This is a genomic window from Allorhodopirellula solitaria (assembly GCF_007859855.1).
Classification (GTDB): Bacteria; Planctomycetota; Planctomycetia; order Pirellulales; family Pirellulaceae; genus Rhodopirellula; species Rhodopirellula solitaria.
Genome location: NZ_SJPK01000015.1, coordinates 1 through 26,768 on the forward strand (window position 1 = coordinate 1; position 26,768 = coordinate 26,768).

Below are 26,768 nucleotides of genomic sequence, written 5' to 3' on the forward strand. Positions count from 1 at the left end.
GCAGCTTCTCGCTGGCAAGAAGCGTCGAGGCCCTCAATCGATCGGCGACTTGCTGATCGGCTTACTAATTCGTCTTGGAGTGAACCAGGAAAACACTGTAGAATCGAAACCGTCCGAAGCTCTGAAGCCTTAGGCTGAATTGTCGTGCTGCCAAGCACACTAACAACGTCGTCGCATGCCGAGGGTATCGGTGGAGCGTAGCTCTGCTGAGCAAGCCCGTGCTAGAGTGAGATGCTCTGTTAGCGGTTCAAACGCCGGATGAGACAGTGTGGGGCTCTCAGAGCTTCGGATATCTACCAGGGTGGCGAGACTGAACCACCAAAGCTAACCGAGCCGTGCTGGCTGGCCGACAAACAGTGGACTTTGAGTGTCGAAAAAGCTACCCTATTGGTGGTGCCGCTGAGCGTACGCGCGCACTGCAAATTTTCGTTCTGGATATGACAGTACTCAAAAAACCTTCCGCTGTGCTCTGCGCACGCTTCCGTCGGATGAACCCATTTTCCTCGCTAACGCATCGGATTGCCAACCTAGTCGCGCCCCAAACGAGGCCAAAGTAAGCGGTATTCGCCTTACGGCCCTCGGCTCACCGCTGCGGGTCCAACGTCGATTCGATCAACAGTCTTTAAGCTTATCGACCAGCACCGGGAACGTCAGCGTAGCGTTGGCCGGCTGTTTGGGCGCCGCAGCGGAGGCGCACCGAGTCAAATAAGCCGCCAAAGCGGCAAGCACAGATGCTTCCGAGCGGGGCCGAGATTGGTGTCACTCGCCCGATCGACGTCGGTCACCGCCGGGGCGACTACTTGCCCCAACCGGCGACGTCGATCAGCCAATCGGTGAGCGAGCTGACCGGGGCGGCAGGTTCGGAATAGCTCCACATATTGCGGACGAGATCCGACATCAGCATGCCGCCGAGGCTCATGACAATCAAAATCAGCAGCATGCCGACGGTTTGCAGCATCGTGAACGGAATTTCGAATCCAGCCGGGGCACCTGCTTGAGCACCGGCGGGTTGAGCGACAGCCTCGTCCTCGGCATCCGCTTCCCCAAAACCACCTTCGTCTTCAACTGCAGCAGCATCATCACCGAAGGCATCGACCTCTTCAAAGCCGCCGGCTTCTTCGACGACTCCGGCCTCTTCAAAGGCAGGCTCATCAAACCCGCCGCCGAAGGAGTCCGAATTCTCAACGTCGATCTCTTGCGATTCACTTTCTTCTGATTTGTCGAGCTGGATACCCGATGGAGAGAGCTGGAATTCTTCATCGGCCGGAAAGTCGATATCGGATCCGCTGTCATCGGCGGGGCTCAACCCAGATCCGTAGCTGCCGCTGCCGATTCCCGACCCGCTGCCTTCGGTGAGCTCGGCGCCCAGGTCCAGCGAGGAAACGCTGCTGCTGGCCAAATCCAATGGCTCCCCTTCGAGCGACAATCCGCTATCGGACGGGCTCATCAGATCGATACCGCTATCGCCTGCCATCGAGATGTCGTTGCCCTCGCTGCTAATAATCAGGTCATCGTCGTCATCGGAGATCATCAGATCATCGTCCGCCAAGGCATCATCGACGCCGGAACCTGTATCGGAGATACCGCTCAAGGAACCTGCGATGGGATTCTCACCGTCGCCGCTGAGCACACCGCTGCCGACTGAATCCCCGGCGAGCAGATCGAGTTCGCTGAGCACATCGCCGCTCGCACGACCGGCGGGTTTATCCTCCGCTTTGCCGCTCGAGTCGGGTTCACTGAGCATATCGAGGCTGCTAGATCGTTCGTCTTCACCGCCGAGATCGAGATTGAGATCTTGATCACTGCCGGGAACGATGTCCTCCTCGAGGTCCAATACGCTACCGATGTTGAACTCATCGCTATCTTCGGAAGCGGCCGGTGGTTGTTCACTCTTGGCTGCTGACTCGCTGGCCTGATCGCTCGCCGCTGGCGACGCGGCCCCGGCGTCGTCGGCTTTGGGCTCGGTCCCGGAACCGGTCTCGAGATTCAGTTCACCACTATCATGGGAGATCGCCGAACCAGCGACATCCAAATCGTCCAGATCGAGAATCCCCGAACCGCTGGCACTTGGAATGACGAGCACATCACTGCCATCGGAGCCATCGCCGGGGACGAGATTCACGTCGCTATCGCCACCTTGGCCCGCAGGTTCGCTACCCAACTCGATGCTGCTACCGGCTTCGTCGTCTCCGATCACACCACCGAGAGACAACGCGCTGTCGTCACCGCTGATCCCTTCTGGCTTGGATCCGGCCCCACCGCCCACGTTGATTCCTGATCCAATTCCCGAGAGATTGGGCAGGTCATCCTGCAATCGATCGATTTCATTCTCAGGAAACTTCCAACTTGTACCATCGCGGAAGCCGCGAACCTGCCCTTGAGAACGCAGGTCGATGAGTGTCTGCGTGGGAATACCGAGTTTTTTCGCAGCTTCTTCGAGCGAGAGATAGTTGGCCATGGCAGCGCGGGAGATTCGGAAATGGGCGTTAGGAAGCAGGGGTAAAAACCACACTCTGTCACGCTCGCACTTAGTCTCCGCGGATCGATTATTCGACCGTACAGGCTGCAGGGACGATCACTCGGATCGCGGCGGCAGGCCCTGAAGACGGCGGATCTCGTCCGGTATCGGAGCGGTTGCATTGAGCTGGAGTGTGAAGTCGGCGGCAATTTCGCGACTGCTTGCCAGTCGGATCGTGCCCCCTGAACCTACATGATACACCGCCATCCACCGTTTTTCCGCATCTACGATGGTAATTACCTGAGTTCCCTCGTTGTCAACGTGGGAAAATCCGATCAATCCTCCCGAACCGGCAACATCGCGTCCTTCCCGAGCCTCGACGACGGTGACACGATCCCCCACCTGATTGCGAAAACTCTTTTCTGCGGGTTGATTTGGCTCGGCGCCGAAATTCGACCAACGCCCCGCCGGCGCGTCCCCCCCCGGCGATTGGGCCGTGACCGCTGCGGGCTGCTCCGATCCCCAAACCAGGCCAATCGCGATACCGATTATCAAGGGCATGCAGCGAGCGATGGTGCGTGAGAGCCGAGGGCGATCGATGGGGAAGTTCATGGAAAATTCCAGTGAGATTGGCTTTGGTTGGATACTATCCAGGCAACGGTTCAGTCATACCGAGCACGCCGACTTCACCGCAAACCCGAATTTTGCCGTTTCGGTAAAGTCGAACGGTTGTAGTGGTCGATCTGGTGATTCGTACGTCCTGCATGATAGTGTCACGCCGATGCACGTTTGGGCTCATGTTCGAGCCCTCCCCATTTAGGCTGCTCGGCGGCCCACCTCTCCCAGCGGAAACGCAGTCCCATGACTCAGCCTCCTGAAACCCCAGACGCCTCGCTTCGAGCTGATTCCCCCAGCAAGGTGCTGGTCGGCAAACTCACCCCGTTGGTGCTGGGATTGGCCGGCTGCGGCGTGTTTTACGCGATCGTGCTGACAGTCAACTGGGCACCGTTGAACCGCTACTTCACTGGGCACCCCGTTTCGATCGCCGCTACGACCCTCTTCTCCGTCGCACTGGCCATTCTTGCCATGATGTCGCTGAGAACCGCGTCGCAGCAACGCACCCTGCGGTTGCTGCGTGACAGCGATCTCTTGCCACCCTCGTCCGACGAGGACTCGCTCGAATCGCCGGCCCAACGTTGGCGAACCGAGAACGACGCCGGCCACGCTGCCCGACTTTGGCGTGCTACCCTCAGCCGCTTGCCTGTCAGCACTCGCAGAAGCGCCGTCGTGCGAAGACTCGATGAAGTGCTGACCCGGCAGAGCTACCGTTCGACGACCGGCGAACTGCCAGAGGACCTGCGAGAGCTATCCGTCCGCGATGCGGATGCCGCTCACGATTCGCTGGGTCTGATTCGCATCATTGTCTGGGCAATCCCCATGTTGGGATTTCTCGGTACCGTCATCGGCATTACCCAAACGCTCGGTGGACTTGATTTCTCCGACGGAACCGCCGCGGTCGACCGTTTGAAAAGCGGCTTGTATGTGGCTTTCGACACGACGGCACTCGGCCTGGTTCTATCTGTCGTCGCTATCTTCCTACAGTTCCCCGTTGAGAGAGCGATGCAATCGCTGATCGTCGAAATAGACGAACGGGTTCGAAACCTAGTTTCGATTGGATTGCCCAGCGACGAATCCGCTGACGATCAAACAGCGATGATCACGAGGTTGTGCAGCGGAATCGAAACCGCGGTCGCCGAATCGCTGGCGACTCAAGCCAAACTGTGGCGTGAGACGATCGAAGAGGCCCAGGATGCCTGGCGTAGCCAGCAGACCGAGGGAGCCGAACAGTTTCGTCAATTGCTGCAGTCGGCGATGAAACCGGCATTGACGCATCACGCCGACCGGATTGATGCATCGATCGGCCGGCTCGATAACGCAGCGAATTCCGTGGGCAACGCACTGCGAGAACAAACTGCGGCTTGGCGTGCTGCCGTGCAGGAGACCACTTCCGAGGTGCACACCCATCGCCGGACCCTGCTGACGCATACTGAAGCCATGACGACCCTTGCGTCGCGGCAGAGCGACCAGGACTCCTCGCTCAGGGACGCCCTGAAGCTTGTCGTTGCGGATCGCCAAAGCGATGACCAGGCGGACTCCGCGGCGAGCTTCGATCCGGCCGTCACACAAGCGATGACCGTGCTCGCTCGCGCCGTGGATGTGCTCAGCTCGCGATTGCCAGCGTCCATGGAACAGCCGCTAGCACCGACTCAGCCCGAACAACGCGTTCGTGCTGCTGACGCAGCTGACTCCAACGTCGGGCGGGCCGCATGAGTCGCCGCCGCGCCGGAATCTCACCGTCGCTCTTCCCGTTCCTGGCGGTGCTCATCTGCACGCTCGGTACGCTGATCTTGCTTCTTGCGCTAGTCGCTCAGGATGCGAAGGAAGCGGTCGTTGCCGAGGCAGAACAGGAGTCGCAGGCTGCATCAGCGGCCACCGATCCAGACACGGCCGAGGCCGCTGAAAACTCTGCTGCAGAGAACGATTCACCTCAAACATTGACTGCTGCAGCTGCCGACAGCATGATCGAACAGGAGCGTTTTCGCGTCAGCGAGCTCGTATCCTATCGCGATCAGCAGACCGCGGAGTTGGAGCGAAAACGCGACGAGATCACCCAAGTCGAATCGCACATGCGCAAAATCCAAGACGAACTCGAGGCGTTGAATACCGAGGTCGAGACGGCGATGGAGTCGACCGACAAACCGTCCTCGGACATTGAGACCGATGAACAGACCCTGTTGTTAATGCGGGAAGAAGCCGAAAAACTGCGCGCCGAAATCAAAGATTTACAGTCGAGCGAACGAGGGACGAAACCACGCGTGGTGATTGTGCCGCACCGCGGTCCCAATGGAACCCAGCGGCGTCCGGTCTACGTGATCTGCGATGCCAATGGATTGCAGGTCATGCCCGAAGGCGTTCGGATCAGCAAAGAACAAGCCCTCGCGGCGACGGAGACCAACAACCCGCTGAGCAATCCGCTGGGGTCGGCGCTCCGCGTCGCCCGCCGGTTTGCGGTTGAGAAGTACGGCGACAACCAGCCACCCTATCCGCTGCTCATCGTCCGCCCCAATGGGATCTATATGTATCGTGTCGCCAGTGCATTGATGAAGGACTGGGACGATCAGTACGGTTACGAACTCGTCCCGGGCGAGGTAGATCTCGCATTCCCCGGCGGCGACAAAGTCCTGCGTCAAGATATGGAAACTGCTGTTGCCGAAGCAGCTGCGCGCAATCTCCAACTCGCAGGCGGCGGGTACGGAGGCGGCGGAGGTCGTGGGCGGGGCCGCGGTTACGGTCGGGCCAGCAGTGGTGATTCCAGCTACAGCGCATCGGGCACGCCGTTGGCCGCGAACCAAGCCAACGCGTCCGCTGGCGCTAGCAATGATCCATCTCAACCGGCTGGGCAAACAGGCGGCGCCGGCGAGGCTGGGGGAAGCGGAGGCGGAACGCAATCGGGCAACCGTCAACAGCGATCCCTGCCCACCTTGTCCGCCCGAGATCTCGACCGACAGGCACAATCCAAGGGTTACTCACTCGCCCGAGACCAGCGATTCTCCTCGGGGGTCTATTCGCAGCCTCCCGGATCACGATCGGAAAGCTACGGCGCCGCCCAATCTGTGGAATCGCAGTCCGATGCTCTTAACAATTTCCTCAATGGCAAATCCAATCCAGGCATGGACGATTCCAATCCCAGCGGCTCCGGCGAAATGGCGAGCCAAGGTGGCAGTGGAGGAGAAGGAACCGGCGATGCCAATGACGCTGATGCAAGCATGAACGGCGAGATGAACGGCGACGGCGAGAACACCGCAGGCGGCGCTGCCGACGGGGCAGGACCGGAGGGGCAAGCTCAATCTGCGGGCGGCAACTCGTCGACCGGAACCTCCGCGGCCTCTGGCGCCGCGATGAGCCCGACCGGTTCGGCGGAGCAGACAGAGACGCCCGAGATGACGTCCTCGGCCAATCCTAACGGAGCGAGCCAGGCGGCTGCGATGGCGTTGAGCGATGCTGGGCACGCCGGGCCGTCGTCACGCCATGACGCTGAGAGCACATCCCAATCGGACGGACAGTCCTCGGGATCTCCGTCCGCCTCCGCTGCCGGCCAGGAACCGCAGAACATGGTCCAACGCAAAGGCGTGGACTGGGCATTGCCGGAGGCCTTCCGAGGCATGGGCGGGACAGAGTTCATTCGTCCGATCGCGATGCGGTGTCAGCACGATCGCTTTGAACTAGTCGATAACGGCCGCGTGGTGCGAACGATCCCGCTGGGTAGCAGCGGTCTCGAACGCCCCACCAGAGAACTGGCCACCGCTGTCCGCGACCGCGTTGCCAACTGGGGTGCCACAATGCGAGGCGGCTACTGGAAGCCCCGCCTGGAAGTCAGCGTGGGACCGCGTGCTGAGCAGCAATTCGAAGAGTTCCAAAGGCTCATGGAAGATAGTGGTGTCGAAGTAACCAGGAGAGCACCATGAGTGGACGCCGTCGCAGTTCCGTCGAACTTGGACACGATGCCTTTTTGGACATCGTTGCTAACCTCGTCGGCATCCTAATCATTCTCGTCGTGATTCTGGGCACGCAGACCCACCATGTCACTGAGATGATGCGCGCCGAATCCGAGGTCGAAGACGAGCTCGACTCGACCGACTCCTCGTCCCCTGTCGCGACAAGGAGCCAGCTCGATGAGCTTGGCCAGATGGCGATGCGGGCGGCATCGGCACAGCGAGAATCGATGGAATTAGAAGCCAAGCTGCGCCGCTACGATGCCCAGGTCCAACAGCTCGATACCGCCCGCGGCAAGCTTCTCGATCTACTCGGGGTGGCGGAAGCCGCATGGGAGGACGCCCAATCCAAACTCGACCAATCGAAGGTTCGTGGTGCCAAATTGCAGCGTGAAATTCACGAGATCGAGGGCGAGCTCGCAGAATTGGCAGGTACCAAGGATCGGCTGGCCAATGAAAAGGCTCCGCTCGTCGCCGTCGAGCACCTGCCCACTCCGATGGCAAAAACCGTTTTCGGGGACGAAATTGACCTGCGTCTCAAGGCAGGGCGTTTGTCGGTTGTGCCCGTGGAGATTCTGATGAAGGACATCAAAGAAGATGTCCAACGAATGACTCGCAAGCCCGGAAACGCCGCGGCGACCGTCGGACCGATGCGCGACTACATCGCCAATTATGTGATCGAACGAACGGTAGAGCGTGTCTCACAGAACGGGCGTTCGGGCATGGCGATGACGGCCCGCCTCGGTGCGGTCGCCTTTGAACCGCTGACCGAATCCGTTGGCCAACCGATCGGCGAAGTGCTTCGCAACCGTAGCTTCCTCGACGTCGAGTTGGCTGGGCGAGATCCCAATGCGACCACGATCACCGTCTGGGTCTATCCAGACAGCTTCGGCGAACTCCGCCAGCTGAAAGAACATCTCTACCAACGTGGCTTCGCGACTGCTTCCCGACCTCTGATGGAAGGTCAAGCTATCATCTTCAGTAGCAGCGGCACGCGTTCGAAGGCACAGTGATTGAAGGCGCAGTGATTGAAGGCGCAGTGATTGAAGGCGCAGTGATTGAAGGCGCAGTGATCGAGGCAGCCCCGCCGTGCTTCTATCGCTGCGAAGCAGCGGAGCGAGAATCAATCCAGCGTTAGACGCTGGGGTCCAAGAGCATGGACTAGATGCTGCTGACGTGGTCGCGGAAAAGCTTATTGAGCTGCTGGGTGACAGGTCCTACCTTCCCTGCGGCGATCAGGCGACCGTCGAGCCGGACAGCGGGGATCACTTCAGCGGCACTACCGGTCAGGAAGCATTCGTCGGCGATGAACAAGTCGTGGCGGGTCAGTGTTTCTTCGGATACTTCGATCCCGGCTTCCCGTGCCAAATCGATCACCGTGTTGCGGGTGATTCCTTCCAAAATCCCAGCATGGATCGGCGGGGTCAGCAGCCGTCCACGGCGGACGATGAAAATGTTATCGCCTGTGCACTCGGCAACTTCGCCTTTGTGATTGAGCATCACAGCCTCGATGCATCCTGCTCGGATCGCCTCGATCTTGGCCATGATGTTGTTGAGGTAGTTCAGCGACTTGACCCGAGGACTCAGGGCTGCCGGATGGTTCCGAATCGTCGAGGCGGTGATCAGATCCAATCCCTCGGTGTAGAACTTTTCGGGGTACAGCGAGATCTTATCGACGATGATGATCACTTGCGGCTCTTCGCAACGGTTCGGATCGAGCCCCAATTGATTGCTGCCGCGGGTGCAGACCAATCGCACATAAGCTTCACTCAAACCATTCTTTTCAATGGTCTCGCTGACGGCACTCCGCATCGCATCGATATCGATCGGCAATGTCAACGCGATCGCGCGGGCGGATTCATAGAGGCGGACGAGGTGATCTTCCAATGCGAAAACCTTGCCATTGTAAATCCGCATCCCTTCAAACACGCCGTCACCGTACAACAGCCCGTGATCGTAGACGCTGATCTTGGCGTCTTCGCGAGAGAAAAATTCACCGTTGATGTAGATCGCTTGAGCCATGAGAAAATACTGTCGTCTGAAGTTGGAAGAAAAAAATGAAACCAGCGAAAGCGTGTCCTTTTCGCGTTTCGCTGTCGCCCCTACCGAGGCTAGCCGGGTGGGGCAATCGATCTCCTGGGACTGACGCCCGCCGTCCGAGTGCTAGCGCCACGACCGCGGCTGTCGAGATCAATCGACCGAGGCATCGGTGACCGCGCCGACCACGTCTGCATCAAAATAGTTGATCGACATGCCAGCATCGACGATCAGGGATTGAGCCGTGATTCCACTCGATCGGGGCGACAACAAAAATGCCGCCGTCGCAGCGACTTCATCTGTCTTCACCGCACGGCCGCGAGGGATGACCTTTTCGGCGTACAAGTAGGAATCAACGTATCCAGGAATGCCCGCTGAGGCGCTCGTTTTCAGCAATCCGGCGGCGACACTATTGAATCGCACCTCGCTGAAGCGACTGAAGGACTTCGTCAAGAAAGCGAGCGATGACTCCAGCGCAGCTTTGATCGGAGCCATGAAGCCGTAACTCTCACTGGCCATGCGTGTGGTACTGATCCCGATCGTGACCACGGAGGCGTCTCGAGCGAATTGGTCTCGCAGTGCCTGGCAAACCGCAGTCAACGAAAATGCTGAGATATCCATGGCCTGCAAGAACTGCCGCCGCGTCGTTTCGTGAAACGGCCGCATGCCCTCGGAGTAGTCCGCGAAGGCAATGGCATGCACCAATCCCGCCAACTCGATATTCTCGCTAGCGAGTGTTTCGGCGAGTTGGTCGATTTGGCTCTGGTCCTCGACATCACACACAATCACACGGCGGTCCGCCAATAGCTTGGCGGTACTGTCGCGACGTGATTCACTGCGAACGGTATAGATGACTTCGCCACCGGATTGCTCGACCAATCGGGCGATGCTCCAGGCAACGCTCTTCCGATTGGCCACGCCCATGACCAGAAATGTCTTTCCGGAGAATCCCAGGAAATCGATCGGGGTGGGAGCAGGACTGGATTCGCTCACGGGGCAGTCCCCCCGCTACTCGCGTCAGCACCGCCGGGATTCGTGATACTGCAGGCAAAGTCGAGGCGTGTGGTGGTTTTACCGTTGAGTAGCATTTTCCCATTTAGAAAAAAGGCGTTGGCGAGACGTTCCTTGAGCGTGACGTGGATGTCCACGGTATCACCTGGCCGCACCATGTTTTTGAACTTCACGCTATCCATCCGCGTGGCCACGGGCACGAAACCGCCCGCCTCGGGGGTCTGTTCGCTCAGCAGGATGGCGCCCGCTTGCAAACAGCATTCACACTGAATGACTCCCGGCACAAGTGGGTAGTCTGGGAAATGCCCCTGCACAAAATAGTCGTTGCTGGAAAAGGTCTTCCGCGCGTGAATCGTCGATTCCGTCAATTCGACGACTTCATCGAGCAGGAGCATCGGCGTGCGATGCGGGATTTTTCGCTCGATTTCCGCAATCCCCATCGGGGCGTTCGCTGAGGAGCGAGCATCGGAATCAGGCGGGATCGAGGCGGCAGTCATGAAATCATTTGCGTGCGGAGGGGGAGAAATCGCACGATATCAGACGTTAAAACCGGGGTCGTCGTCAAGCAGGTTGATTCCGAAACGACGCCGCTAAGTAGCGGTCGAACCCTCAGCTGATTTCTGCAGCCCCATCAAATACTCGACCAAATCGACAAGCTGCTCCGCGGTCATCAATCGCTGCAGATCCTGCGGCATCATCGACTGAGACTTTTTCTCGAACAACTCCACGGCCTCACGGTCCACCGTCCGGTCGATGCCCTCATTGGTCCGCAGGGTGATCGCGGCATCGGTTTGGCTGATCAACAACCCCGTGAAAGCGGTGCCATCGTCGGTGAGCAGCACGTACGTTTCGAAGTTATGACTGACTGCCGCACTCGGGTCGAGAATCGCGACGAACATCGCTTCACGCGAGAGTTTGCTGCCGATTTCTGAAAGATCGGGGCCGACCTCTTTCCCCTCACCGTGGATCTTGTGGCATTCGATGCAGGTTCCTGGCTCGCGAAACACCTTGGCTCCTGTTGCGACATCGCCTCTTCGCTTGGCCAGCTCGACAACGGGAGGCAGCGGTTGGCTATCGGCGGTCTCGGGTAGCGAGAGATACTTACTCGCTTCTTCCACAGCTTCCGCGTTCGGGGATGCCAAGAGCACGTTTGCGGCAGCAAATTTCAGCTCGTCAGGAAGTGCCGTTTCTTTGACCATGCTGAGGATCTGGGTTTGACCGTCGATCTGCCTGCCCATCGCGGTCAACGCGGCAATGCGGCGATCCATGGATGTTTCACCCGATGTCACCAACGGCAGTAAAGACTCGACTGTTTTGCCGCGACCGCTTCTCCCGATTAACGCGATCGCTGTCATCGCACGCTCCGAATCGTCGGCCTCGGCGACGTCGAGCAACCGCTTCTGTTGCCCCATCGCGAACAGCAATTCCGCTGCCCGGACTCCCTCGGTCTCGTTGGCATGTTCCAAACCAAAAGCGGCCAAATCGGGAGCAATCTCAACCGGTTTAAAACGCCTGATCAGGTCAAAGGACTGCTTCGATCCCAAGCGGGCACGCAGATAGCGCAGCACAGCCGCCTTCGCCGGAGCCGACGACTCCAACTGAAAACTCTGCAATCGCAGCACGGTCTCAACAACGAGCTTGTCTTGAGGAGACAGCTCGCCCCCGTCATCGGCGGCTGGCAGAAGGGGACCAGGCAGAAGGGGACAGGCAAAGATCGTGAGCAGAATCAGGATCGCTGGGCGAAGTCGCGGAGTCATGGAGATGGGGAACCGGTGGGAATGGTTGGCGATTGGAATGAGCGGTAAAGTGTCGGTTCACGGCTCGGGCGGGGTGCTGCTGAGCAGGAACCTACAGTCCGAGCAGCGATCGCAGCGCGGCGTCTTTCGCAGGTCCTTCATGAAAATCGAAGGCCCGCATGAAATGATCGTGCTGCTCGACCGGGGTATCTGGGTCCTGCAGAATCTTCACCAGCAAGGCGGCAGCTTTCGGTGCGCGGCTGCGCCAGACAATCTCTCGACCGCCGGAGGTGTTCCAGTCTCCGTCAACGAGTTCCAACCAAGCATCAAAGTACGCTTCGGCGTGCCCGTTGCCAGCGCCGATCCCGAGTGCTTCGAGATACCACCGATCGCTGCCATCATACTGCTTTGCGAGCGTTGCCCATACCTTCGCAGCTCGCGGCGAGTCGCTGCGCCGCAGCGAGATCGCCAGCTCCCGCCGCACCGCGGCAGATGCGTCCCGCTCAACCTTCGCAGCGTAGTCCGCCAAGTCGATCCCCAATTGCCGCGCCAATCGGATCCCCACGATACGGATGTTCTTATCGTCGTCACCAAGAGCTTCGTTCACCGTCTCGAGACCGCGGCCCTCGATCTTGCCCAACAACCACAAGGCGCGAGCACGGTAGATCGGGTTGTCCGAACGGGCCAGCTCGAGCAGACCAGCTTCTGCGCTGGTACCTTGGGCGCGTAGTGACTGCCAAGCCAAAGCACGGGCCGCGTCGTTGGGGCTTTGGAGTGCCTCGACCGCTCCGCCTATGGAGTCAAAGTCGTAGGTAGGCACGTCGTATTTCACGTTACCTTTTCGTGGCGTCATGCGAAACAAACGGCCGCGATCGACATCGCCCATGCCATGGCCCCCCACCCCGGGATCGTACCAATCAGCGATCACGAGTGATCCATCCGGCGCAACCTTCACATCGGAAGGACGGAACCATCGATCCTGGGTCCCCTTGAGAATGTCTCGGATCTTCGCTTGATAGCCCGCTCCGTCGCTCTTGAGTAGATACGCGCGGCAGACGTTCGGACCAGCATCGCAGTGAATGAGATCACCGCGAAACATTGGCAACAGATCGCCTTCATAGACGGTGATTCCTGTCGGAGACCCCGCACCGGTGTGCAGAAGATTGGGGACGACACCGGGGTCGTTCTGGTGCCAATGTCGCTCGACGATGACATCACTCATACCGGTGCGCTGCGAACGCCAACCGGCGCCGGTCAGTTCGTCCTTATAGCCGTAATTGCCAAACTCCATGACGAAGTTGATCCGGCAACTTTGGTTTCCGTCGTCATCGTTGTCCGACTGCCAAATCGTCCCGTAGGAGTCGACCGCGACCATCCAATTGTTCCGAAAGTTCCACGCTAGCGTCTCGAACTCAGTTCCGTCGAGATTGCAGCGAAACACCATCCCGTCCTGGTAGGGTTGTCGATGATTATTGACGACGTTGCCGGCTTGGTCGACGATCCGATTGCCAGCGGCGTCTCTGATCTGACGCCCCTCGTTGCCGATATTGAAGTAGAGTTTTCCATCGGGACCAAATCGGAACGCGTGGATGCCATGATCGTGCTGAGTCCCCGAAATCCCGCTGAACAAAACCCGCTGCTCGTCGGGCCGATCATCGCCGTCTCGGTCAGTGAACACCTGCACTTTATCGCCAGCCGACACGATGACTTGATCGCCAAGAACACAGACGCCGTGAGGCGAATTGATGTCATTGCCTTGGTAGAACACCTTCTCGCTGTCGCACAATCCATCGCCGTCGGTATCCTCGAGAATGAGGATCCGATCGCCCTCAGCCCGTTCGCCGTTGTGCCCGCGATAATTGACGACTTCGCAAACCCACACGCGACCCCGATGGTCGATGTCAATATTCGAGGGGCTCAGCAATTGGGGTTCGCCAGCAAAGAGGCTAGCCGTGAGAGCTTGCCCGACTTCTAAACCCGCCAACGCGTCAGCAACGTCGTGCGATGCGGCGCCCTGGGCTGCGGCGATCTCTGGAGGTTCAGAGGTGTAAACGAGAAACTGGACACTCGCCTCGTTTCCGCAGGCGCCTTGGTCGGTACCACCGTTGTCCAAGCCTCCGATCGCGCGAAACCGGTCGTAACCTTTGGGAACACGATACGCGATGACTGAATTGGCGTGGGTGCCGATTCCATACTCGATCGGCTCACCGGCGATCTGCAGTGGCGTGCCACCGGAACTTTTGTTAACGCGGACCTTCCCGAAGCCAGCGACCGCTGACTCCCACGTCAGTTCCGTGAGCTTCTTTTCGCCCTTTGGTCCGATCAAACGCGGCAGGGCCCAATCGGCCCAATCACACGAGAATCCGTTGCCACCATCGTTGACGACGAGATAAATCTCACTGGCGCCGTTGAGTTCGACATCGATCTCGACGCTGTGTCCGCTCGTTTGACTGGTGACGATCTCACTTTGAAAGACTGGCTTGGACGCTTGACGCTTTACCCGAGCGACGGAGCGTTTGACTTGCGGAGCTCTTTTTTTTTTGCGGCGCCGGCATTTCGTTTCGGCTGCGGCTTGGGCTCGTCTTGGTTTGCTTCGAGTTCCGCCTCGGTGGGATTCGGAGTGCTGACGCCACTATCGGGAACGTCATCATGGGCAGTCCAAACGATCGCATTGAGCATGACCTTGCGAAAGTTTTCGTCGGCCCAATTCCAGTGGAAATGGCCACCGGTGAACCCGAATCCACGTCCCCCGTCCTCTCGATCGGCGGCCCACGCCATGTGCTGGATCTCGCCCTCGGCGACAGCTTTGCGGACAGCAGGGTTGCCGCTGTGCGGGCCATCGGGTCGCCGCATCGTCGATTCCGGCGGATGAGCGGACAGGATCGGCGTGACACCTTCCATTTCGTCACGAAACCGCATGTGGAAGTACCACTCATCGTTAATCTGAAACGGCTCCACACCACGGCTAATCGGGTGAGCAGGAAAAGCTTCGAACTTTGCTACCCAGTGCGGGTTGACCGACCACCCGGCTTCGAAATAGCCGCCCATCCAGTCGAGGAAAGCGTCACCAGTTTTCCCTTTGGGCGTCTCGACTCCGTAGTGGATACAGACCAAACCGGCCCCCGCTTTCATCAACGGGTCGAACTCGTCGACATGCGGGTTGAGCAAATGCCGCGACCCACCGTCACAGTACACGACGATGGAATCGGCATCCTTCAAGGCGTCTGCGCCTTCTTTAGGCCAACCCTCCTTCATGACCACCACGTCATAATCAGGTTTGGCTTCCTTCAAAGCTTCAGCGAGCAATCGACATCCCGCATAATGCTCGTGCGCTCCGTATCCATGGGAGGGACGCCCCGCGAGAAACACAATCTTCTTGGCATCAGTCGCACCGGCGCTCGGAGCATCCGCAGCCAACGAGGGAATCTGGCCAGCGGGCAGTAGGGTGAGCAAGCAGAGAACGCGGAGTAGTCGCATTGATCGATGCCTTGTCTGTATCGGAAAGGGGGGCAATGAAGGTGGGAGGATCCGGATTATAACCCAAGCTGAGAATCGGGTGACTCGTCGGTGAAAGATTTCTTTCTCGGCCACTCAGCGATGCCAACGTTCGCATTGATCCAAAGTCGGTGATGCTGCTATCGTCGGCGAATAAGGCCTTGATTGCCCGTCTCCAGCAACCAGACTGAGGGATGTTCATCGATGGACTTCGACTTCACGCTCCTTCTAGCTGGCCCAACCGGATGATTTCTCCGCAGTTTTCTGCCCTGAACGCTCCTAACCTCATCGCTGCTCGGCGGATCGCGGTGGGGTGGATTGCGGTGGGGTGGATCGCCCCGATCACTTTCACGGCTGTCCTGTGCGTAGTCGCACTGCCACAACGAAGCGCCGCCGACGAGCCCGGATTGGCAGATCCAGCCACGCTGTCCTCTCCCGCCTCCGAAACACCTCAATCGAGCGCAGCGACGTCTGATGAGAGCACACACGATGATGCCGCCAACGAGGCATCTGCGATTCCGGTGCATTCAATCGGTCCCGGAAAACGACCACCCGATTCGCTCGAGCCGCTGATTGAATTCGCAACGAGAGCGCAGCTGCGGTTCGAGAGTGAAGTCGATGCGTATACCTGTTTGCTCGTCAAACGAGAAACGTTGGAAGGCAAGCTCGAACCGACTCACTATATCCGGCTGAAAATCCGCGAGCGTCGCGTCGACGGCGAACGTTTGGTCCAGCCGCGCAGTCTGTATGCAAAGTTCCTCAAACCGAGCGACGTCGTCGGACGTGAGGTGCTCTACGTCGAGAACGAGCGCGATGGTGACCTGTTGGTGCGTCGCGGTGGCACACGGTTGCCCAACCTAACGGTCGAACTCGATCCAGAAGGACGATTGGCTAAACGGGAGAGCCACTACTCCATCGTGCAATCTGGTATTCGCCCAATGCTCGAACAGATACTCGAACGGATCGAGTCCGAGATCGATCCGGACAACATCAAGATTCGCTACTTCGCTGACGCGAAGGTCGACGGACGTCCCTGTCAACATATCGAAGTCAGCCAAGTCGAACGCCGGTCCAATTCCACGTTCCAGGTCGCGAAGGTCTACATCGATATCGAACACGAACTTCCTGTGTTCTTTTCGTCCTATGCATGGGCAGACAACCCCGAGGACGATCCCGTCTTGCAGGAACAGTATGCGATCACGCAGATTGACTTAAACGCCGAACTGACTGACCTCGACTTCGATCGCACCAACCCGCAGTACCAGTTTCGCCCCGAAGACGAGTCGGAAAAAGAGGCCGATAGCGATCTACCGTAGCGCGGCCGCGGCGCTGCGCCCGCCCGAGCAGACCATGCCCCTCCAAGGTGACTGATGAATTCGCCTCACTCGGTCGCATTCTCAGTCGACCGTGACTGCCCCCAACCGCGCCGCCAGAGCAGGACCCCTTCTACGATCATCCAGGCCTGTAGAGACAATATCGACAGACCGAACGCGACCAACACCCAGTCGCGGGCGGGCCACCAATTCTCGATCAAGTCGAACGTCATCGCCCACGCTGGCATCAGCAACATAGCGAACATCGGAATCGCCAACAAAGCAACGCTTTGATTGCGACGGGCCAAGTAAAACACAGCGACCATCAGGGCCAATCCAGCGAGCAATTGATTGGTCGCACCAAAAAGTGGCCAGAGGATTAGACCACCCGTGCCTGGTGCCTCGCCAGCAAAGATAGCGATCAACATGGCCACAGCGACCGCGATCGCAGTCGACACATACTTGTTCTTGCCCGGTTGAAAACCGACCGATTCGGACAATTCACTGATCACGTAACGCTGCAACCGTGTCGCCGTATCGAGCGTCGTCGCGGCGAAACAGGCAACCATGACCGCCATGATAGCAACGCCAAATTTCAGGGGCACGCCAATGGAGGAGAGGAAATTGGCGCTGCCATCGATGAATGCAGCAAGGTTCTTTGCCAGTCCCTGCTTTCTCCAACCACCCGGGTTGGGATCGTCGACGCCGCTGACGCCGGCGGCTGCCGATGCAGTCGAGGCGCTCAGGCCAGTTTGGTAATAAGATCGCCATGCGGCCGAACCCTCTGCCTCCGCCGAACGATCGTCCGCGGGATCCGACGGTACCCGGGCAATCACAGTGGCTCCGTCGACGACACTTCGCTCCAAACGCCCCATCCCAACTCCGGCGCAGCAGGCCAAGATCACCAACACAGCCAACATCCCTTCCCCGAGCATGGACCCATAGCCGATCATTTGAGCGTCGGAGGCACAGCTCAACTGCTTACTCGTCGTTCCGCTGCTAACGAGACAGTGAAACCCGCTGCAGGCACCACAGGCGATCGTAATGAATAGAAATGGCAACATCGGTGGCGCATCGCTCGGGATATTTTGCGCAATCGCCGGTGCGGATTGAACCAAGTCAGCCTGGCCGCTGAAGGACGCGATCGCCAAGCCCGCAACAAGCAGGACCAGCGCGACGAGCAACTGCAACGAATTGATGAAATCGCGTGGCTGCAACAGCAACCACACCGGTAGCACCGAGGCGATGAACGCGTATCCGAGCAGCAAAGCGGTCCAGACAACAATTGGCGTGAGGTACACGTTGTCGCTCGGCAAATAAACAGCCAAGTCGATAGGGAGGTGATAGGCGCCGAGGTACACCGTTAGATAGAGGACGGCCAGCCCCAATAGGCAAGGCACGACTAAATTGCCACCTCGGCGGATCACCAGCCATCCGATCAACACCGCGACCGGCATCGCCGTCCAAACACTCAACACCGATTCGGGGTAGAGCTGGAAGATATTGGCGATCACCAACCCGAAGACCGCCAGCACGATCGACAACGCCAACATCAGGACGATCAAAAACAAGAACTTGGCTCGGGGCGAGATAAGGTGCCCAGCAGCCTGGCCGATCGACTCGCCGCGGTTGCGGATCGAAATCACCAAAGCAGCCAGATCATGCACTCCGCCGACGAGAATCGAACCAAACACCACCCACAGAAGCGCCGGCAGCCAACCCCAAAACACAGCCAAAGCCGGGCCTACAATCGGTCCTGTGCCGGCGATGCTCGTAAAATGATGACCAAAGACAACACTGCGGTCAGTCGGAACAAAGTCAACATCGTCACGCTGCTGCACGCTTGGCATGGGCTCGTCGTCACGCAGACCAAAGAGCCGCTTTGCCAGATAGCGGCCGTAGGTGTGATAGGCGACGACGAAGCCTAGCATCGAGGCCAAGGCGACAAAAAGTGTGCTCATACAGGTGGGGACAGCTTGGGGGGGCGTGGAACCAATGAATGATCGACATCATAGCGGCTCTGACGCGTCGCGTGAGCCTCGGCCGGTCACTTTGAATCATCCGCTCCGCCATCGTCCGGATCCACCTCAGCACCGCGGGCCGACAAAAAATCACCATAGGGTTCCAGCGATGGGATGTGTTCGCAGAACGTACGGAGCGTGACCAGTAGAGGAACGGCGACCAACATGCCGACGACCGACCACAACCACGCCCAGAAGGTGACCGAAATGAAAACCACGACAGTATTGAGTTTCAAGTGACGGCCCACGAAATACGGCGTGATGAACTGGCCCTCGATCGCCGTCAGCAGATAGTAGGTGGCCGCTGGCATGATCGCTGCCCACGCACCCGAGAACGTCAACAGTCCAACCACCAGGGCGAGCAGCGAACCGCCAATCGCACCGATGTAAGGCACATAGTTGAACAGGGCAGCAACGAGTCCAAACAAAAACGGGTTGGGCATCCCGAAGGCCCACATGGCCAGCCCGACCGCGATCCCCAGACCTCCGTTGATGATCGATATGGTCATCAGATACTGAGAAAGCTTGCGCTCCACATCATGCGCAATCGTGATCGCTCGTCGTTTATCGCGAAACGTGGGCATCGTATGCACAAGCTTCTCGTAGAACATGTCCCCCGACGCGAGGATGAAGAACAGCAGCACCAACACCAAGATAGTTTGCACGAACGCCGAGGGCGCCGTCGTGGCGAGCATGCCAACATAGCTCTGGTCGCGAACGACGACCTCTTGGACGTCGCCATTCGACTCTGGTGTAGCCGCGTCTTCGACCTCTTGCACCACTTCGCTGACGGACTTGCCCTCGGAACCTCCACCGAAGCCGTTGCGGATTTCGAGCATGCGTTGTTCAAGCCTAGCGCCGATCTCCGGAGCATTCTCGACCCAGTTTGTCAGCGGCGTTATCAACATCAGCCCCGTCAGTAGCAAGCCGCCGACGAGCGTCATGACGATCATCCCCGCCGCGATACCAGGCGGCGTGCCAATTCGCTCCAACAGCCGACGTACGGGACTGAACACTAGCGACAGCAGAAAAGCAAGGATTACGGGCGTCAAGAAAACCTGAGCGTAGGCCAACCCCGCAACGGACAAGAGCACGAAAATCCCGATGACCGCCCACGCTGGGGCGCCCTGACGTCGATTCGGTTTCCCCGCACGCGACTGCGGTGGGGCGGTCTGGGCAAGCTCGTCACTTGCCGCTTGTTGGTCCAACGATTTCGAATCAGGGGCAGCGGTAGGGCCGGATTTTGCTTCGTTTGACATCGTATCCTTTGATCGATTGAGGGACGAGTGAAAATCCGACAGTGCCAGCATCCTTTTCGAAAGGTCAGATCGAACACGCGGCTCTAATCTGCCAGCGGAGACACCTCCGTGCCATCAGCCCCCGCAGTCGAGACTCGGGCCGCCGCAAGTATCGTACCACCTTCGACCGCAGTCTGCGGATTGGTACGACAAATGCTGGGCTATTAGCCGAACGAGCGTTCGTCTTGTCTGATTCCACTAACGGGCCAGCCGCCGCCAGTGTCCCTGGAACTGAATAAGACGCCGAGCCCTGGGGCAGCGAAACTGCGGCTGCGCCCGGCCGCTTGGGCGAAGAATTACCGGCCCCCATTGGCTCGCAGCCCACGAACGACTTACTGCACTTTCTCAACTTTCACTGAACCAATTGAGCATGTCGAAAACAGCTACAAACCAGAATGATCTCTCCGAACACGAATCGTGGCACGGCTTTGAAACCAAGACGCTTCCCGAGGTACCGTCGTGGGTCGAACCGCTCGGTCGAGCGGGACACATCGCCAAGGGCGTGGTCTACGGGATCATCGGTGCGTTGGCATTTCAGCTCGCGATTGGGGCGGGCGGTGAGATATCGGGGTCCCGGGAAGCTGTCCGGGAGATCGGCCAGCAGCCATTCGGGCGAATTTTGCTAGGCATTGTTGCCATTGGATTGCTCGGGTACACGTTGTGGCGTTGGGTGCAGGCTGCGAAGGATACCGAGGGGGAGGGCACCGATGCCAAAGGTATCGTTAAACGCGTGGGGTACGCCCTCAGCGGAGCCGCCTACCTGTCGCTGGGGATCTTTGCCGGTTCGCTTGCCTTGGGAATGGCGGGTGGATCGGGAAGTGGATCCGGTGGCGGTTCGAGCACGCTACTCGATTCCACTTGGGGTCGCATCGTGCTAGGCGTGGCGGGTGCCGTCACGATCAGCGTCGCGATTTACTTCGTCTACAAAGCTTACCTGGCGAAGTTCATGGAGAAATATGACTTCGCCCGGATGAGCGAGTCGGCGAGGAAATTCGCACTGCACGCTGGGCGATTTGGACTGGCCACACGTGGCGTCGCTTTCGCGATCATCGGTGGGTTCATCCTTCGTTCGGCGGTCAATGGAACCGCCGATGGCGAAATTGCCGGAATGAGCGATGCCTTGGCAGCGATCGCGGCGCAACCTTTTGGCAAAGTCCTGATCGGTATCACCGGCTTAGGATTGGTTTGTTATGCCGTTCACATGTGTCTGATGGGCTGGTATCGTCGGTTCAACATTGGCAAGTGATCCGGTGATGCATCGAAAGCGGCTCATTGCCTACTCCGTCCATGTGTTGACGGCCTCTGGAGTCGTGCCGGCTGCGCTGGCGGCGATGGAGATCGCCAGCCCGACGTGTGATCCCAGAATCGTTTTTCTGTGGTTGTTGCTCTCAACGCTGATCGACGCGATCGACGGTCCACTGGCGAGACGATTTCACGTCAAGAAGTATGCAGCCAGCATTGACGGGCGGACGATCGACGACTTGTTGGACTACCTGACGTTCGCGTTCATCCCCCTCCTGTTGATCTGGCGGATGCAGTGGATGCCAATCGGCTTAGGTTGGACGGTCGTGCTGGCGATGGGCGCGAGTCTGTTTGGCTTTGCCCATACCGAAGCGAAGGACGAGACGGATGGTTTCTTCCGCGGCTTTCCTTCGTACTGGAACGCGTTCGCTCTTTACGCTGGCATTTTCTCCACACTGTTTTCACCGTGGTTGACTGCCATTACGCTGTGGATATTGACTGTGCTGACGGTTGCTCCGGTACGGATGATCTATCCGAACTTGGCTCCGAGGGCGTGGAAGCCTACCGTCATGATTGGCGCGTTGCTGTGGACGCTTATACTCCTAGCGATGCTATACAGTTTCCCTCGACCGCCGATCGTCTTGGTGGCCGTGTCACTGCTGTATCCCGTGTTCTATGCGTTCCTATCCTGGCACCTGAGTCGACGTTCATGATTTCCGATTCGTTGCCGAACTCACCAATGGCGTTACCACGTGCCATTCCGATTCGCGTCTCGGGGGGTTGGCTAGTTTCAGGGAACTCTGTCGAGACAGAAACCACTTTCGATCTATTTTCCGTCGTGCAGCACGTTGCTAAGCAGTGCGGGCAGCCGACCAGCGCAAACGAGACAAGTATGGCAAGGACAGCATCCTATCCCGGCGTGATGCTGGGGCGGATCGCAAAGCGAAGTGGCGTGGCCGCAATGGTGCAGTCTATCGGCGGTGCTCCCGAGGAAAACGGCTCGGCCCACGGCGGCCTGCCGGGCATGGTTGCATTGGCAGACACTCAGCAATTCGGCGTGAGAATCCGCTGGGGTCAGTTTGCCGCTGAACAGCTAGCTATCCTTCCCAACGACAAGGCTGCTGGCTGGAAACCGCGTGGATCTGCGAAGATGGTGAGGCGTTAGTATGAGTATCGCCTTCATCGCGTCTGTTGTGATTCTCGCGGCACTGCTTTTCCTGGCCTTCGGCTCACTGCTGAGCCTGAGCAGTCACCCACACTGGTTCGTGCGCGGCTGGGATTTCCCTCGCGTTCAGATCCTGGTACTCAGCTGGGCGCTACTGTCCCTGTATGCCGCCGTGCGCGGCGTCTGTGGTGCGGATGCCGTGCTGGCCGCCTGGCCATTCGTGACGCTGGCGGTCGCTCTGACGCTCTGGCATGGCTTCCGCATCATCCCATACACGGTGCTGTACCCGAAACAAGTCGCGGACACGCCGCCGGATCTGCCGGATCATCAACGCGAGCACAATGACACGACACGGTTGCTGATGAGCAACGTGGAGATGGAGAACGACCAGTACGAACGAGCGATGGCGGTTATCCGTCGGGCGTCGCCGGACGTCGTGCTGATGGTTGAGATTGATCAAAGTTGGCTAGAGGAAATTTCGGAATTCGTTGCTGAGTATCCACACCGAGTGATCGTTCCACAGGACAATTGGTACGGGATGATGCTGCTTTCGAAACTTCCGATTGAACGCCATGAAGTTCGCTATCTGATCCAGGACGATATTCCATCGATCGATGCGAGCCTCCGGATGGATGATGGCACCTTGATTCGCTTCATCGGCGTTCATCCCCGACCTCCCGAACCGATTCGTGACACCGACGCGACGGCGCGGGATGCAGAGCTGATACTGTGGGGTGAAGAGCTAGCCGATGAAGAAGGTCCCGTGATCATCGGTGGTGACCTCAACGACGTCGCCTGGTCACAGACGACGCGTTTGTTCCTGCGGGTCAGTCGCTTACTCGATCCCCGCCGCGGACGCGGGTTTTTCAATTCGTTCCACGCCGGCCGATGGTACCTGCGATTTCCGCTCGATCACGTTTTTCACTCCGTCCACTTTACGCTGAGCAAGATCGCCAGATTAGATAATATTGGCTCAGACCATTTTCCAATCATGATCGATCTTCGGTTGACCCCTGAGGAGAAATCGGAGCACAACCCGTTGGAGAAGGAGGAGTCCGACGATGCGGCTGCCGAGGAGCGTTTGCAGCGGGCCGCCGACGATGAGACGCTCGATGGCGACGCCGTCGACGATGACGTCGAAGACATCTCAGACCGATGAGGGCTGGCGTCGCTCGAATGCCGTCGCACCATCACCGGGCTTGGGCACCGTCAGCTCCCCTCTCGGCGGCTTGACTGCCGGCCCGCCTCGCGGTTGATTCACCGAAGAAACATCACGCCATCCAGCGTCGCTACGCATTCCACGAGAAAAATCACTGAACCTACGTTCTGTATTTCCGTCCAGCAGTGACGTCGGAGCCGACAGTTCGCTGGCGTCGAGCAGGTCCGCATAAGTCACCCGGTTCGCTCTCCCGACGGTGACCTGTCTCGCCAGGCACGAGATTCGCGTCTGATGATTGATCTATATCGCTCCTGAGCAGGAACTAAAGATGACGGACTCATCGAACCAATGAACCCATAGAGCGAGGTGTTTGGAGTGGTGGGTTTAACCCAGGCGTTCGCTGGCTGCGAAGGTCGGGCGACTGATTCGATTCAGCGAATCAATCGCGCCCTGGCAGTCCACCGAGGTTCGCAAGAGCAGCCGGATGACAAAACGATTATCGTGATCTCGAAATCAGCGGAAACACCGTAAGCGGCACCGCGCCGACCTGCAGGTATACCCTGGAGTTCCCCACGGGTTGCCTTGGGGCAGCTGACAGCTCGTCGCCTCGTTCATCGCAATTCCGCCAGCCGTCGATCAGCCAACAGTGGATCCGCCAAAAGTGGATCCGCCGGTGGTTGCTCGCAGATTGTTTAATTGCGGCATTGGCGGATTAAAATTCTCCCCACGTTCTCGCTTGCAGTTCGAACATCCGAGGATCGTGCTGTTTCAACTCGGCGCGAACGAAGGGGTAGAAGTCGTTGACCCCCAGGTAGGCTTCCGTCGACTCCGCGAAGTACTCCTTGTGATTGTTCATGCCGTAGTGCATCGCCGTGCGATGGTCGTGGGTCAATACCTTGTCGTAGCTACCGGAATTCTTCGCACTGTCATAGATCGCCCGGATCTCCGGCTCATCGAATCCCAGGACCTGATCGTGGTACGCATGCGCCAATTCGTGCAACACCGCGTAGGGATGCTTAGCCCACTGCGTTCGGCTAAGCAGATGGTCCACATTGGGCACATGGACGTGTTTCGCAAGCGCCGGGTTCATCCCGTTTCTCGCCAACCAGCGGGCGTTCGGGTGATAGACCAGCCCCCGACCTTGGCCTGCCCATTCGATCCAAATTGGCAGGCTCTGCAGTTCAGCTAATCGTTCTCCACGAACGACAAAAGCGCAGCGTTGGAGATGATTTGCGAGCGCGTCCAATGCCCGCTGTCCCTTGGCGGCATGATCGGGGGTCAGCAATTGCGGATCCACTTTGACGGTCCAACCCTCGATTTCCCGAACCACCGGTTCCTTGTACGGAGCGGAATCATCGGCCGCGCCGATGCTCGCCGAAATGTAGAAACAACCGAGCAGCAACCAACCAAATCTCATTCCGAACCAACCTTTTTGAGCTCAACCAACGGAAGCGTGCGCGGAGCACAGGGGAAGGTTATTCTAGGCATGGCTCTCGTATCCAATGATTGATTTGTCGGAGGTGATAGTGGATGTTAGACTAGAGCTGCCGGGAGAAACGGAGCCGAGATCTGCAGAGGTGCGGGCTTGGCAAGGGATATCTCGGTCGATGGTACGCCAATGGTGTTGCCGGTCCCTGGCGGACATTCGTTCGTCAGGCACCCATTTTTGTAAGATTATTGGATACTAAAGCCATGCCTAGAAAAACCTTCCCCCTGTGCTCCGCGCACGCTTCCGTCGGATGAGCCCGAAATTGCGGCAATGAGTGCTAGCAGTCCGATCATCGTTTTCTGTCCATTCGAAGTCGGTGACGCAGCGGTGCCAAAATGCACTTGATTAGCCCTTGATCTTATCCCAACGTAGCTCCTGCGGCATGACCTGCTGCTGAATCGAGACCGTCGCGGCGCGTCCCGCCGCTTCGCCCATCGCAACAGCGTTTCCAGTTACCCGGTAGCTAGAGTGGGCGATGAAGTCGCCGCTAATGCAGCGGCCTGCCAGCAGCAATCCATCGACATCTTTGGCGATCAATGCCGGATAGGGTATGTCGTACGGTTGATGGCCGCCCTTTCTGAACGCGCCATCAATCTCCTTATTGCCGTGCGCGTTCAATGCGTGCACATCGATTGGAAATTTGGCGGTACAGACCGATTGCTCGTGCTTGAGCCCCGTGGCGATATCGTTTGCGGTGATTTGGTAGCGGCCACGGATCCTTCGTCCTTCGCGAACCCCGATCTGTTCCGCCGTTGCCACGACGGCAATGTCTTTCCAAGGGCCGCCGATACGGCGCAAGCCGTTAACCAGGTCGTGAACTTCGCGGCGAGCACGAATCGTCGACTCACTGATCGCATTGGCGTCGAACGCCGAGACGCCGTACTCGTGATTCGTCATGATCGAAAAAATATCGCTGTGCAAATGTCGCAACGTGGGTGCCCGGTACGAAGGAGACAGCCCGTGTTCTTCCATCAGATCCAGTAGCAAGCGTTTTGCTGCAGGTGCTGTTTCTCGAATGTATGGGCGCACGGCATCGGGATCGATCCCAGTCAACAACGCGAGCATCGACATGGGCTGACACTCGCAGTCTTCGCCGAAGCCGAGATCGAATCGACAACCTGCATGGGCCGCCAAGTCACCATCACCACTGCAATCGATAAATCGATCGGCTAGCCAAGCTTCACGACCGGACTTTGATTCCGTCAGTACCGCGACGACGCGGCGGTTCGAGTCCGTGACAGCCCCGACCAGCCGTGTGTGCAAGCGGATCTTCACACCCGCCTGGACACAAACGTCTTCGAGCACAAACTTGGCCACTTCCGGATCGTAAACCGTGCCGTTGGTCTGATTCGCCACCGCGCTGCCGTGCTCTGCGAACCGCTGGAGTAGCTCGGCCATGATCCCGGATTTGTTCTCCGCATCAAGAATCTTGGTCAATAGCCCTGCTGTCCAGACACCGCCCAGACATCCCGCGACTTCGATCAATTGCACCGTTGCCCCGGCACGAGCAGCTGCCAAGGCCGCAGCGACTCCGGCCGGACCACCGCCACAAACGAGCACTTCGCTCTTTCCGGCCACAGGAATCTCTCGGGGTTGCTCTTTCAAAACCTGAGCGTCAGGTGAAAGCTCTGCTTCAGTGCGCAGTACGTCACCGCTGAGCGGATTCGCCATCCGAATCCCAGGGTTGGCGTCGGACGCCTTCGTGTCTGGCGAAGTCAGCGAAGCGGAGACGAAGAGCCCACCGGCGGTGGCTTGCAGAAAGTTGCGGCGTGATGGAACTGGAGTGTCCAT

General features: G+C 58.6%; 20 protein-coding genes and 1 pseudogene. 8 read left to right on the top strand and 13 right to left on the bottom strand.

The features are described from left to right. Positions 1-796 precede the first annotated feature (796 nt). Positions 797-2,458, bottom strand: coding sequence for a helix-turn-helix domain-containing protein (locus CA85_RS20430; RefSeq protein WP_146393222.1), 1,662 nt, complete (start codon positions 2,456-2,458; stop codon positions 797-799). A gap of 117 nt (positions 2,459-2,575) precedes the next feature. Then, positions 2,576-3,070: a hypothetical protein gene (locus tag CA85_RS20435; protein ID WP_146393223.1), complete on the bottom strand. Its 495-nt coding sequence runs from the start codon at positions 3,068-3,070 to the stop codon at positions 2,576-2,578. A gap of 249 nt (positions 3,071-3,319) precedes the next feature. Between CA85_RS20435 and CA85_RS20440 the strand changes: the two genes are divergently transcribed. Genes CA85_RS20440 through CA85_RS20450 form a run of 3 tightly spaced genes read left to right on the top strand, consistent with a single transcriptional unit; the run spans position 3,320 to position 8,024 of the window. Beyond that, positions 3,320-4,789, top strand: coding sequence for a MotA/TolQ/ExbB proton channel family protein (locus CA85_RS20440; RefSeq protein WP_146393224.1), 1,470 nt, complete (start codon positions 3,320-3,322; stop codon positions 4,787-4,789). Beyond that, the gene (locus CA85_RS20445) at positions 4,786-6,984 is read left to right on the top strand and encodes a hypothetical protein (RefSeq protein ID WP_146393225.1); all 2,199 of its coding nucleotides are present in this window, start codon (positions 4,786-4,788) and stop codon (positions 6,982-6,984) included. The genes CA85_RS20440 and CA85_RS20445 overlap by 4 nt, the downstream gene beginning before the upstream one ends. Then, on the top strand, positions 6,981-8,024 hold the full coding sequence (locus tag CA85_RS20450; protein WP_146393226.1) for a hypothetical protein: 1,044 nt from the start codon (positions 6,981-6,983) through the stop codon (positions 8,022-8,024). The genes CA85_RS20445 and CA85_RS20450 overlap by 4 nt, the downstream gene beginning before the upstream one ends. Positions 8,025-8,172: 148 nt before the next feature. Here CA85_RS20450 and ilvE read toward each other — a convergent pair whose 3' ends face one another. The 7 genes and pseudogenes from ilvE to CA85_RS20480 all read right to left on the bottom strand — a co-directional run bounded on the left by ilvE (position 8,173) and on the right by CA85_RS20480 (position 15,272). Further along, entirely contained in the window at positions 8,173-9,033 is an 861-nt protein-coding gene (gene ilvE / locus CA85_RS20455) for a branched-chain-amino-acid transaminase (protein WP_146393227.1), read from the bottom strand. A 168-nt stretch (positions 9,034-9,201) separates the two neighbouring features. Then, positions 9,202-9,972: an enoyl-ACP reductase FabI gene (locus tag CA85_RS20460; protein WP_146393290.1), complete on the bottom strand. Its 771-nt coding sequence runs from the start codon at positions 9,970-9,972 to the stop codon at positions 9,202-9,204. Between the two features lie 65 nt (positions 9,973-10,037). Beyond that, positions 10,038-10,556 carry a 3-hydroxyacyl-ACP dehydratase FabZ family protein gene (locus CA85_RS20465; RefSeq protein ID WP_391564914.1) on the bottom strand — a complete coding sequence of 173 codons (519 nt, stop codon included), beginning with the start codon at positions 10,554-10,556 and terminating at the stop codon, positions 10,038-10,040. A gap of 93 nt (positions 10,557-10,649) precedes the next feature. Then, on the bottom strand, positions 10,650-11,816 hold the full coding sequence (locus CA85_RS20470; RefSeq protein WP_146393228.1) for a c-type cytochrome: 1,167 nt from the start codon (positions 11,814-11,816) through the stop codon (positions 10,650-10,652). Positions 11,817-11,907: 91 nt separating this feature from the next. Beyond that, the gene (locus CA85_RS20475; protein ID WP_186775090.1) at positions 11,908-14,121 is read right to left on the bottom strand and encodes a PVC-type heme-binding CxxCH protein; all 2,214 of its coding nucleotides are present in this window, start codon (positions 14,119-14,121) and stop codon (positions 11,908-11,910) included. 9 nt (positions 14,122-14,130) lie between these two features. Next, positions 14,131-14,265: pseudogene (locus CA85_RS26185) on the bottom strand (NPCBM/NEW2 domain-containing protein); the annotation flags it as partial. Between the two features lie 26 nt (positions 14,266-14,291). Then, entirely contained in the window at positions 14,292-15,272 is a 981-nt protein-coding gene (locus CA85_RS20480; protein WP_146393230.1) for a ThuA domain-containing protein, read from the bottom strand. A 263-nt stretch (positions 15,273-15,535) separates the two neighbouring features. Between CA85_RS20480 and CA85_RS20485 the strand changes: the two genes are divergently transcribed. Further along, positions 15,536-16,606: a DUF1571 domain-containing protein gene (locus CA85_RS20485; RefSeq protein ID WP_146393231.1), complete on the top strand. Its 1,071-nt coding sequence runs from the start codon at positions 15,536-15,538 to the stop codon at positions 16,604-16,606. 65 nt (positions 16,607-16,671) lie between these two features. Here CA85_RS20485 and CA85_RS20490 read toward each other — a convergent pair whose 3' ends face one another. Further along, positions 16,672-18,564 (bottom strand): carbon starvation CstA family protein, encoded by a 1,893-nt coding sequence (locus tag CA85_RS20490; protein ID WP_146393232.1) that lies wholly within the window; start codon positions 18,562-18,564, stop codon positions 16,672-16,674. A gap of 86 nt (positions 18,565-18,650) precedes the next feature. Beyond that, the gene (locus CA85_RS20495) at positions 18,651-19,883 is read right to left on the bottom strand and encodes an AI-2E family transporter (protein ID WP_146393233.1); all 1,233 of its coding nucleotides are present in this window, start codon (positions 19,881-19,883) and stop codon (positions 18,651-18,653) included. A gap of 409 nt (positions 19,884-20,292) precedes the next feature. On the opposite strand from CA85_RS20495, the gene CA85_RS20500 reads away from it, so the two are divergent. The 4 genes from CA85_RS20500 to CA85_RS20515 all read left to right on the top strand — a co-directional run bounded on the left by CA85_RS20500 (position 20,293) and on the right by CA85_RS20515 (position 23,488). Then, entirely contained in the window at positions 20,293-21,168 is an 876-nt protein-coding gene (locus CA85_RS20500; protein ID WP_146393234.1) for a DUF1206 domain-containing protein, read from the top strand. A gap of 7 nt (positions 21,169-21,175) precedes the next feature. Further along, positions 21,176-21,877, top strand: coding sequence for a CDP-alcohol phosphatidyltransferase family protein (locus CA85_RS20505; protein WP_146393235.1), 702 nt, complete (start codon positions 21,176-21,178; stop codon positions 21,875-21,877). Between the two features lie 179 nt (positions 21,878-22,056). Next, positions 22,057-22,329, top strand: coding sequence for a hypothetical protein (locus CA85_RS20510; protein ID WP_146393236.1), 273 nt, complete (start codon positions 22,057-22,059; stop codon positions 22,327-22,329). 1 nt (position 22,330) lies between these two features. Then, a complete protein-coding gene (locus CA85_RS20515) occupies positions 22,331-23,488 on the top strand; it encodes an endonuclease/exonuclease/phosphatase family protein (protein WP_146393237.1) in 1,158 nt (385 codons plus the stop codon). 712 nt (positions 23,489-24,200) lie between these two features. Here the strand turns inward: CA85_RS20515 and CA85_RS20520 are convergent. After that, a complete protein-coding gene (locus CA85_RS20520; RefSeq protein WP_146393238.1) occupies positions 24,201-24,905 on the bottom strand; it encodes a metallopeptidase in 705 nt (234 codons plus the stop codon). Between the two features lie 417 nt (positions 24,906-25,322). Then, the gene (locus CA85_RS20525; protein ID WP_146393239.1) at positions 25,323-26,768 is read right to left on the bottom strand and encodes an FAD-dependent oxidoreductase; all 1,446 of its coding nucleotides are present in this window, start codon (positions 26,766-26,768) and stop codon (positions 25,323-25,325) included.

Excerpts from the sequence above, each read along its gene's own strand:
- CA85_RS20450 (WP_146393226.1), top strand. The coding sequence starts at position 6,981 with ATGAGTGGACGCCGTCGCAGTTCCGTCGAACTTGGACACGATGCCTTT.
- ilvE (WP_146393227.1), bottom strand. The coding sequence starts at position 9,033 with ATGGCTCAAGCGATCTACATCAACGGTGAATTTTTCTCTCGCGAAGAC.
- CA85_RS20440 (WP_146393224.1), top strand. The coding sequence starts at position 3,320 with ATGACTCAGCCTCCTGAAACCCCAGACGCCTCGCTTCGAGCTGATTCC.
- CA85_RS20490 (WP_146393232.1), bottom strand. The coding sequence starts at position 18,564 with ATGAGCACACTTTTTGTCGCCTTGGCCTCGATGCTAGGCTTCGTCGTC.
- CA85_RS20520 (WP_146393238.1), bottom strand. The coding sequence starts at position 24,905 with ATGAGATTTGGTTGGTTGCTGCTCGGTTGTTTCTACATTTCGGCGAGC.
- CA85_RS20505 (WP_146393235.1), top strand. The coding sequence starts at position 21,176 with ATGCATCGAAAGCGGCTCATTGCCTACTCCGTCCATGTGTTGACGGCC.
- CA85_RS20515 (WP_146393237.1), top strand. The coding sequence starts at position 22,331 with ATGAGTATCGCCTTCATCGCGTCTGTTGTGATTCTCGCGGCACTGCTT.
- CA85_RS20435 (WP_146393223.1), bottom strand. The coding sequence starts at position 3,070 with ATGAACTTCCCCATCGATCGCCCTCGGCTCTCACGCACCATCGCTCGC.
- CA85_RS20510 (WP_146393236.1), top strand. The coding sequence starts at position 22,057 with ATGGCAAGGACAGCATCCTATCCCGGCGTGATGCTGGGGCGGATCGCA.
- CA85_RS20430 (WP_146393222.1), bottom strand. The coding sequence starts at position 2,458 with ATGGCCAACTATCTCTCGCTCGAAGAAGCTGCGAAAAAACTCGGTATT.
- CA85_RS20480 (WP_146393230.1), bottom strand. The coding sequence starts at position 15,272 with ATGCGACTACTCCGCGTTCTCTGCTTGCTCACCCTACTGCCCGCTGGC.
- CA85_RS20460 (WP_146393290.1), bottom strand. The coding sequence starts at position 9,972 with ATGGGCGTGGCCAATCGGAAGAGCGTTGCCTGGAGCATCGCCCGATTG.
- CA85_RS20470 (WP_146393228.1), bottom strand. The coding sequence starts at position 11,816 with ATGACTCCGCGACTTCGCCCAGCGATCCTGATTCTGCTCACGATCTTT.
- CA85_RS20445 (WP_146393225.1), top strand. The coding sequence starts at position 4,786 with ATGAGTCGCCGCCGCGCCGGAATCTCACCGTCGCTCTTCCCGTTCCTG.
- CA85_RS20525 (WP_146393239.1), bottom strand. The coding sequence starts at position 26,768 with ATGGACACTCCAGTTCCATCACGCCGCAACTTTCTGCAAGCCACCGCC.
- CA85_RS20485 (WP_146393231.1), top strand. The coding sequence starts at position 15,536 with ATGATTTCTCCGCAGTTTTCTGCCCTGAACGCTCCTAACCTCATCGCT.
- CA85_RS20500 (WP_146393234.1), top strand. The coding sequence starts at position 20,293 with ATGTCGAAAACAGCTACAAACCAGAATGATCTCTCCGAACACGAATCG.
- CA85_RS20495 (WP_146393233.1), bottom strand. The coding sequence starts at position 19,883 with ATGTCAAACGAAGCAAAATCCGGCCCTACCGCTGCCCCTGATTCGAAA.
- CA85_RS20465 (WP_391564914.1), bottom strand. The coding sequence starts at position 10,556 with ATGACTGCCGCCTCGATCCCGCCTGATTCCGATGCTCGCTCCTCAGCG.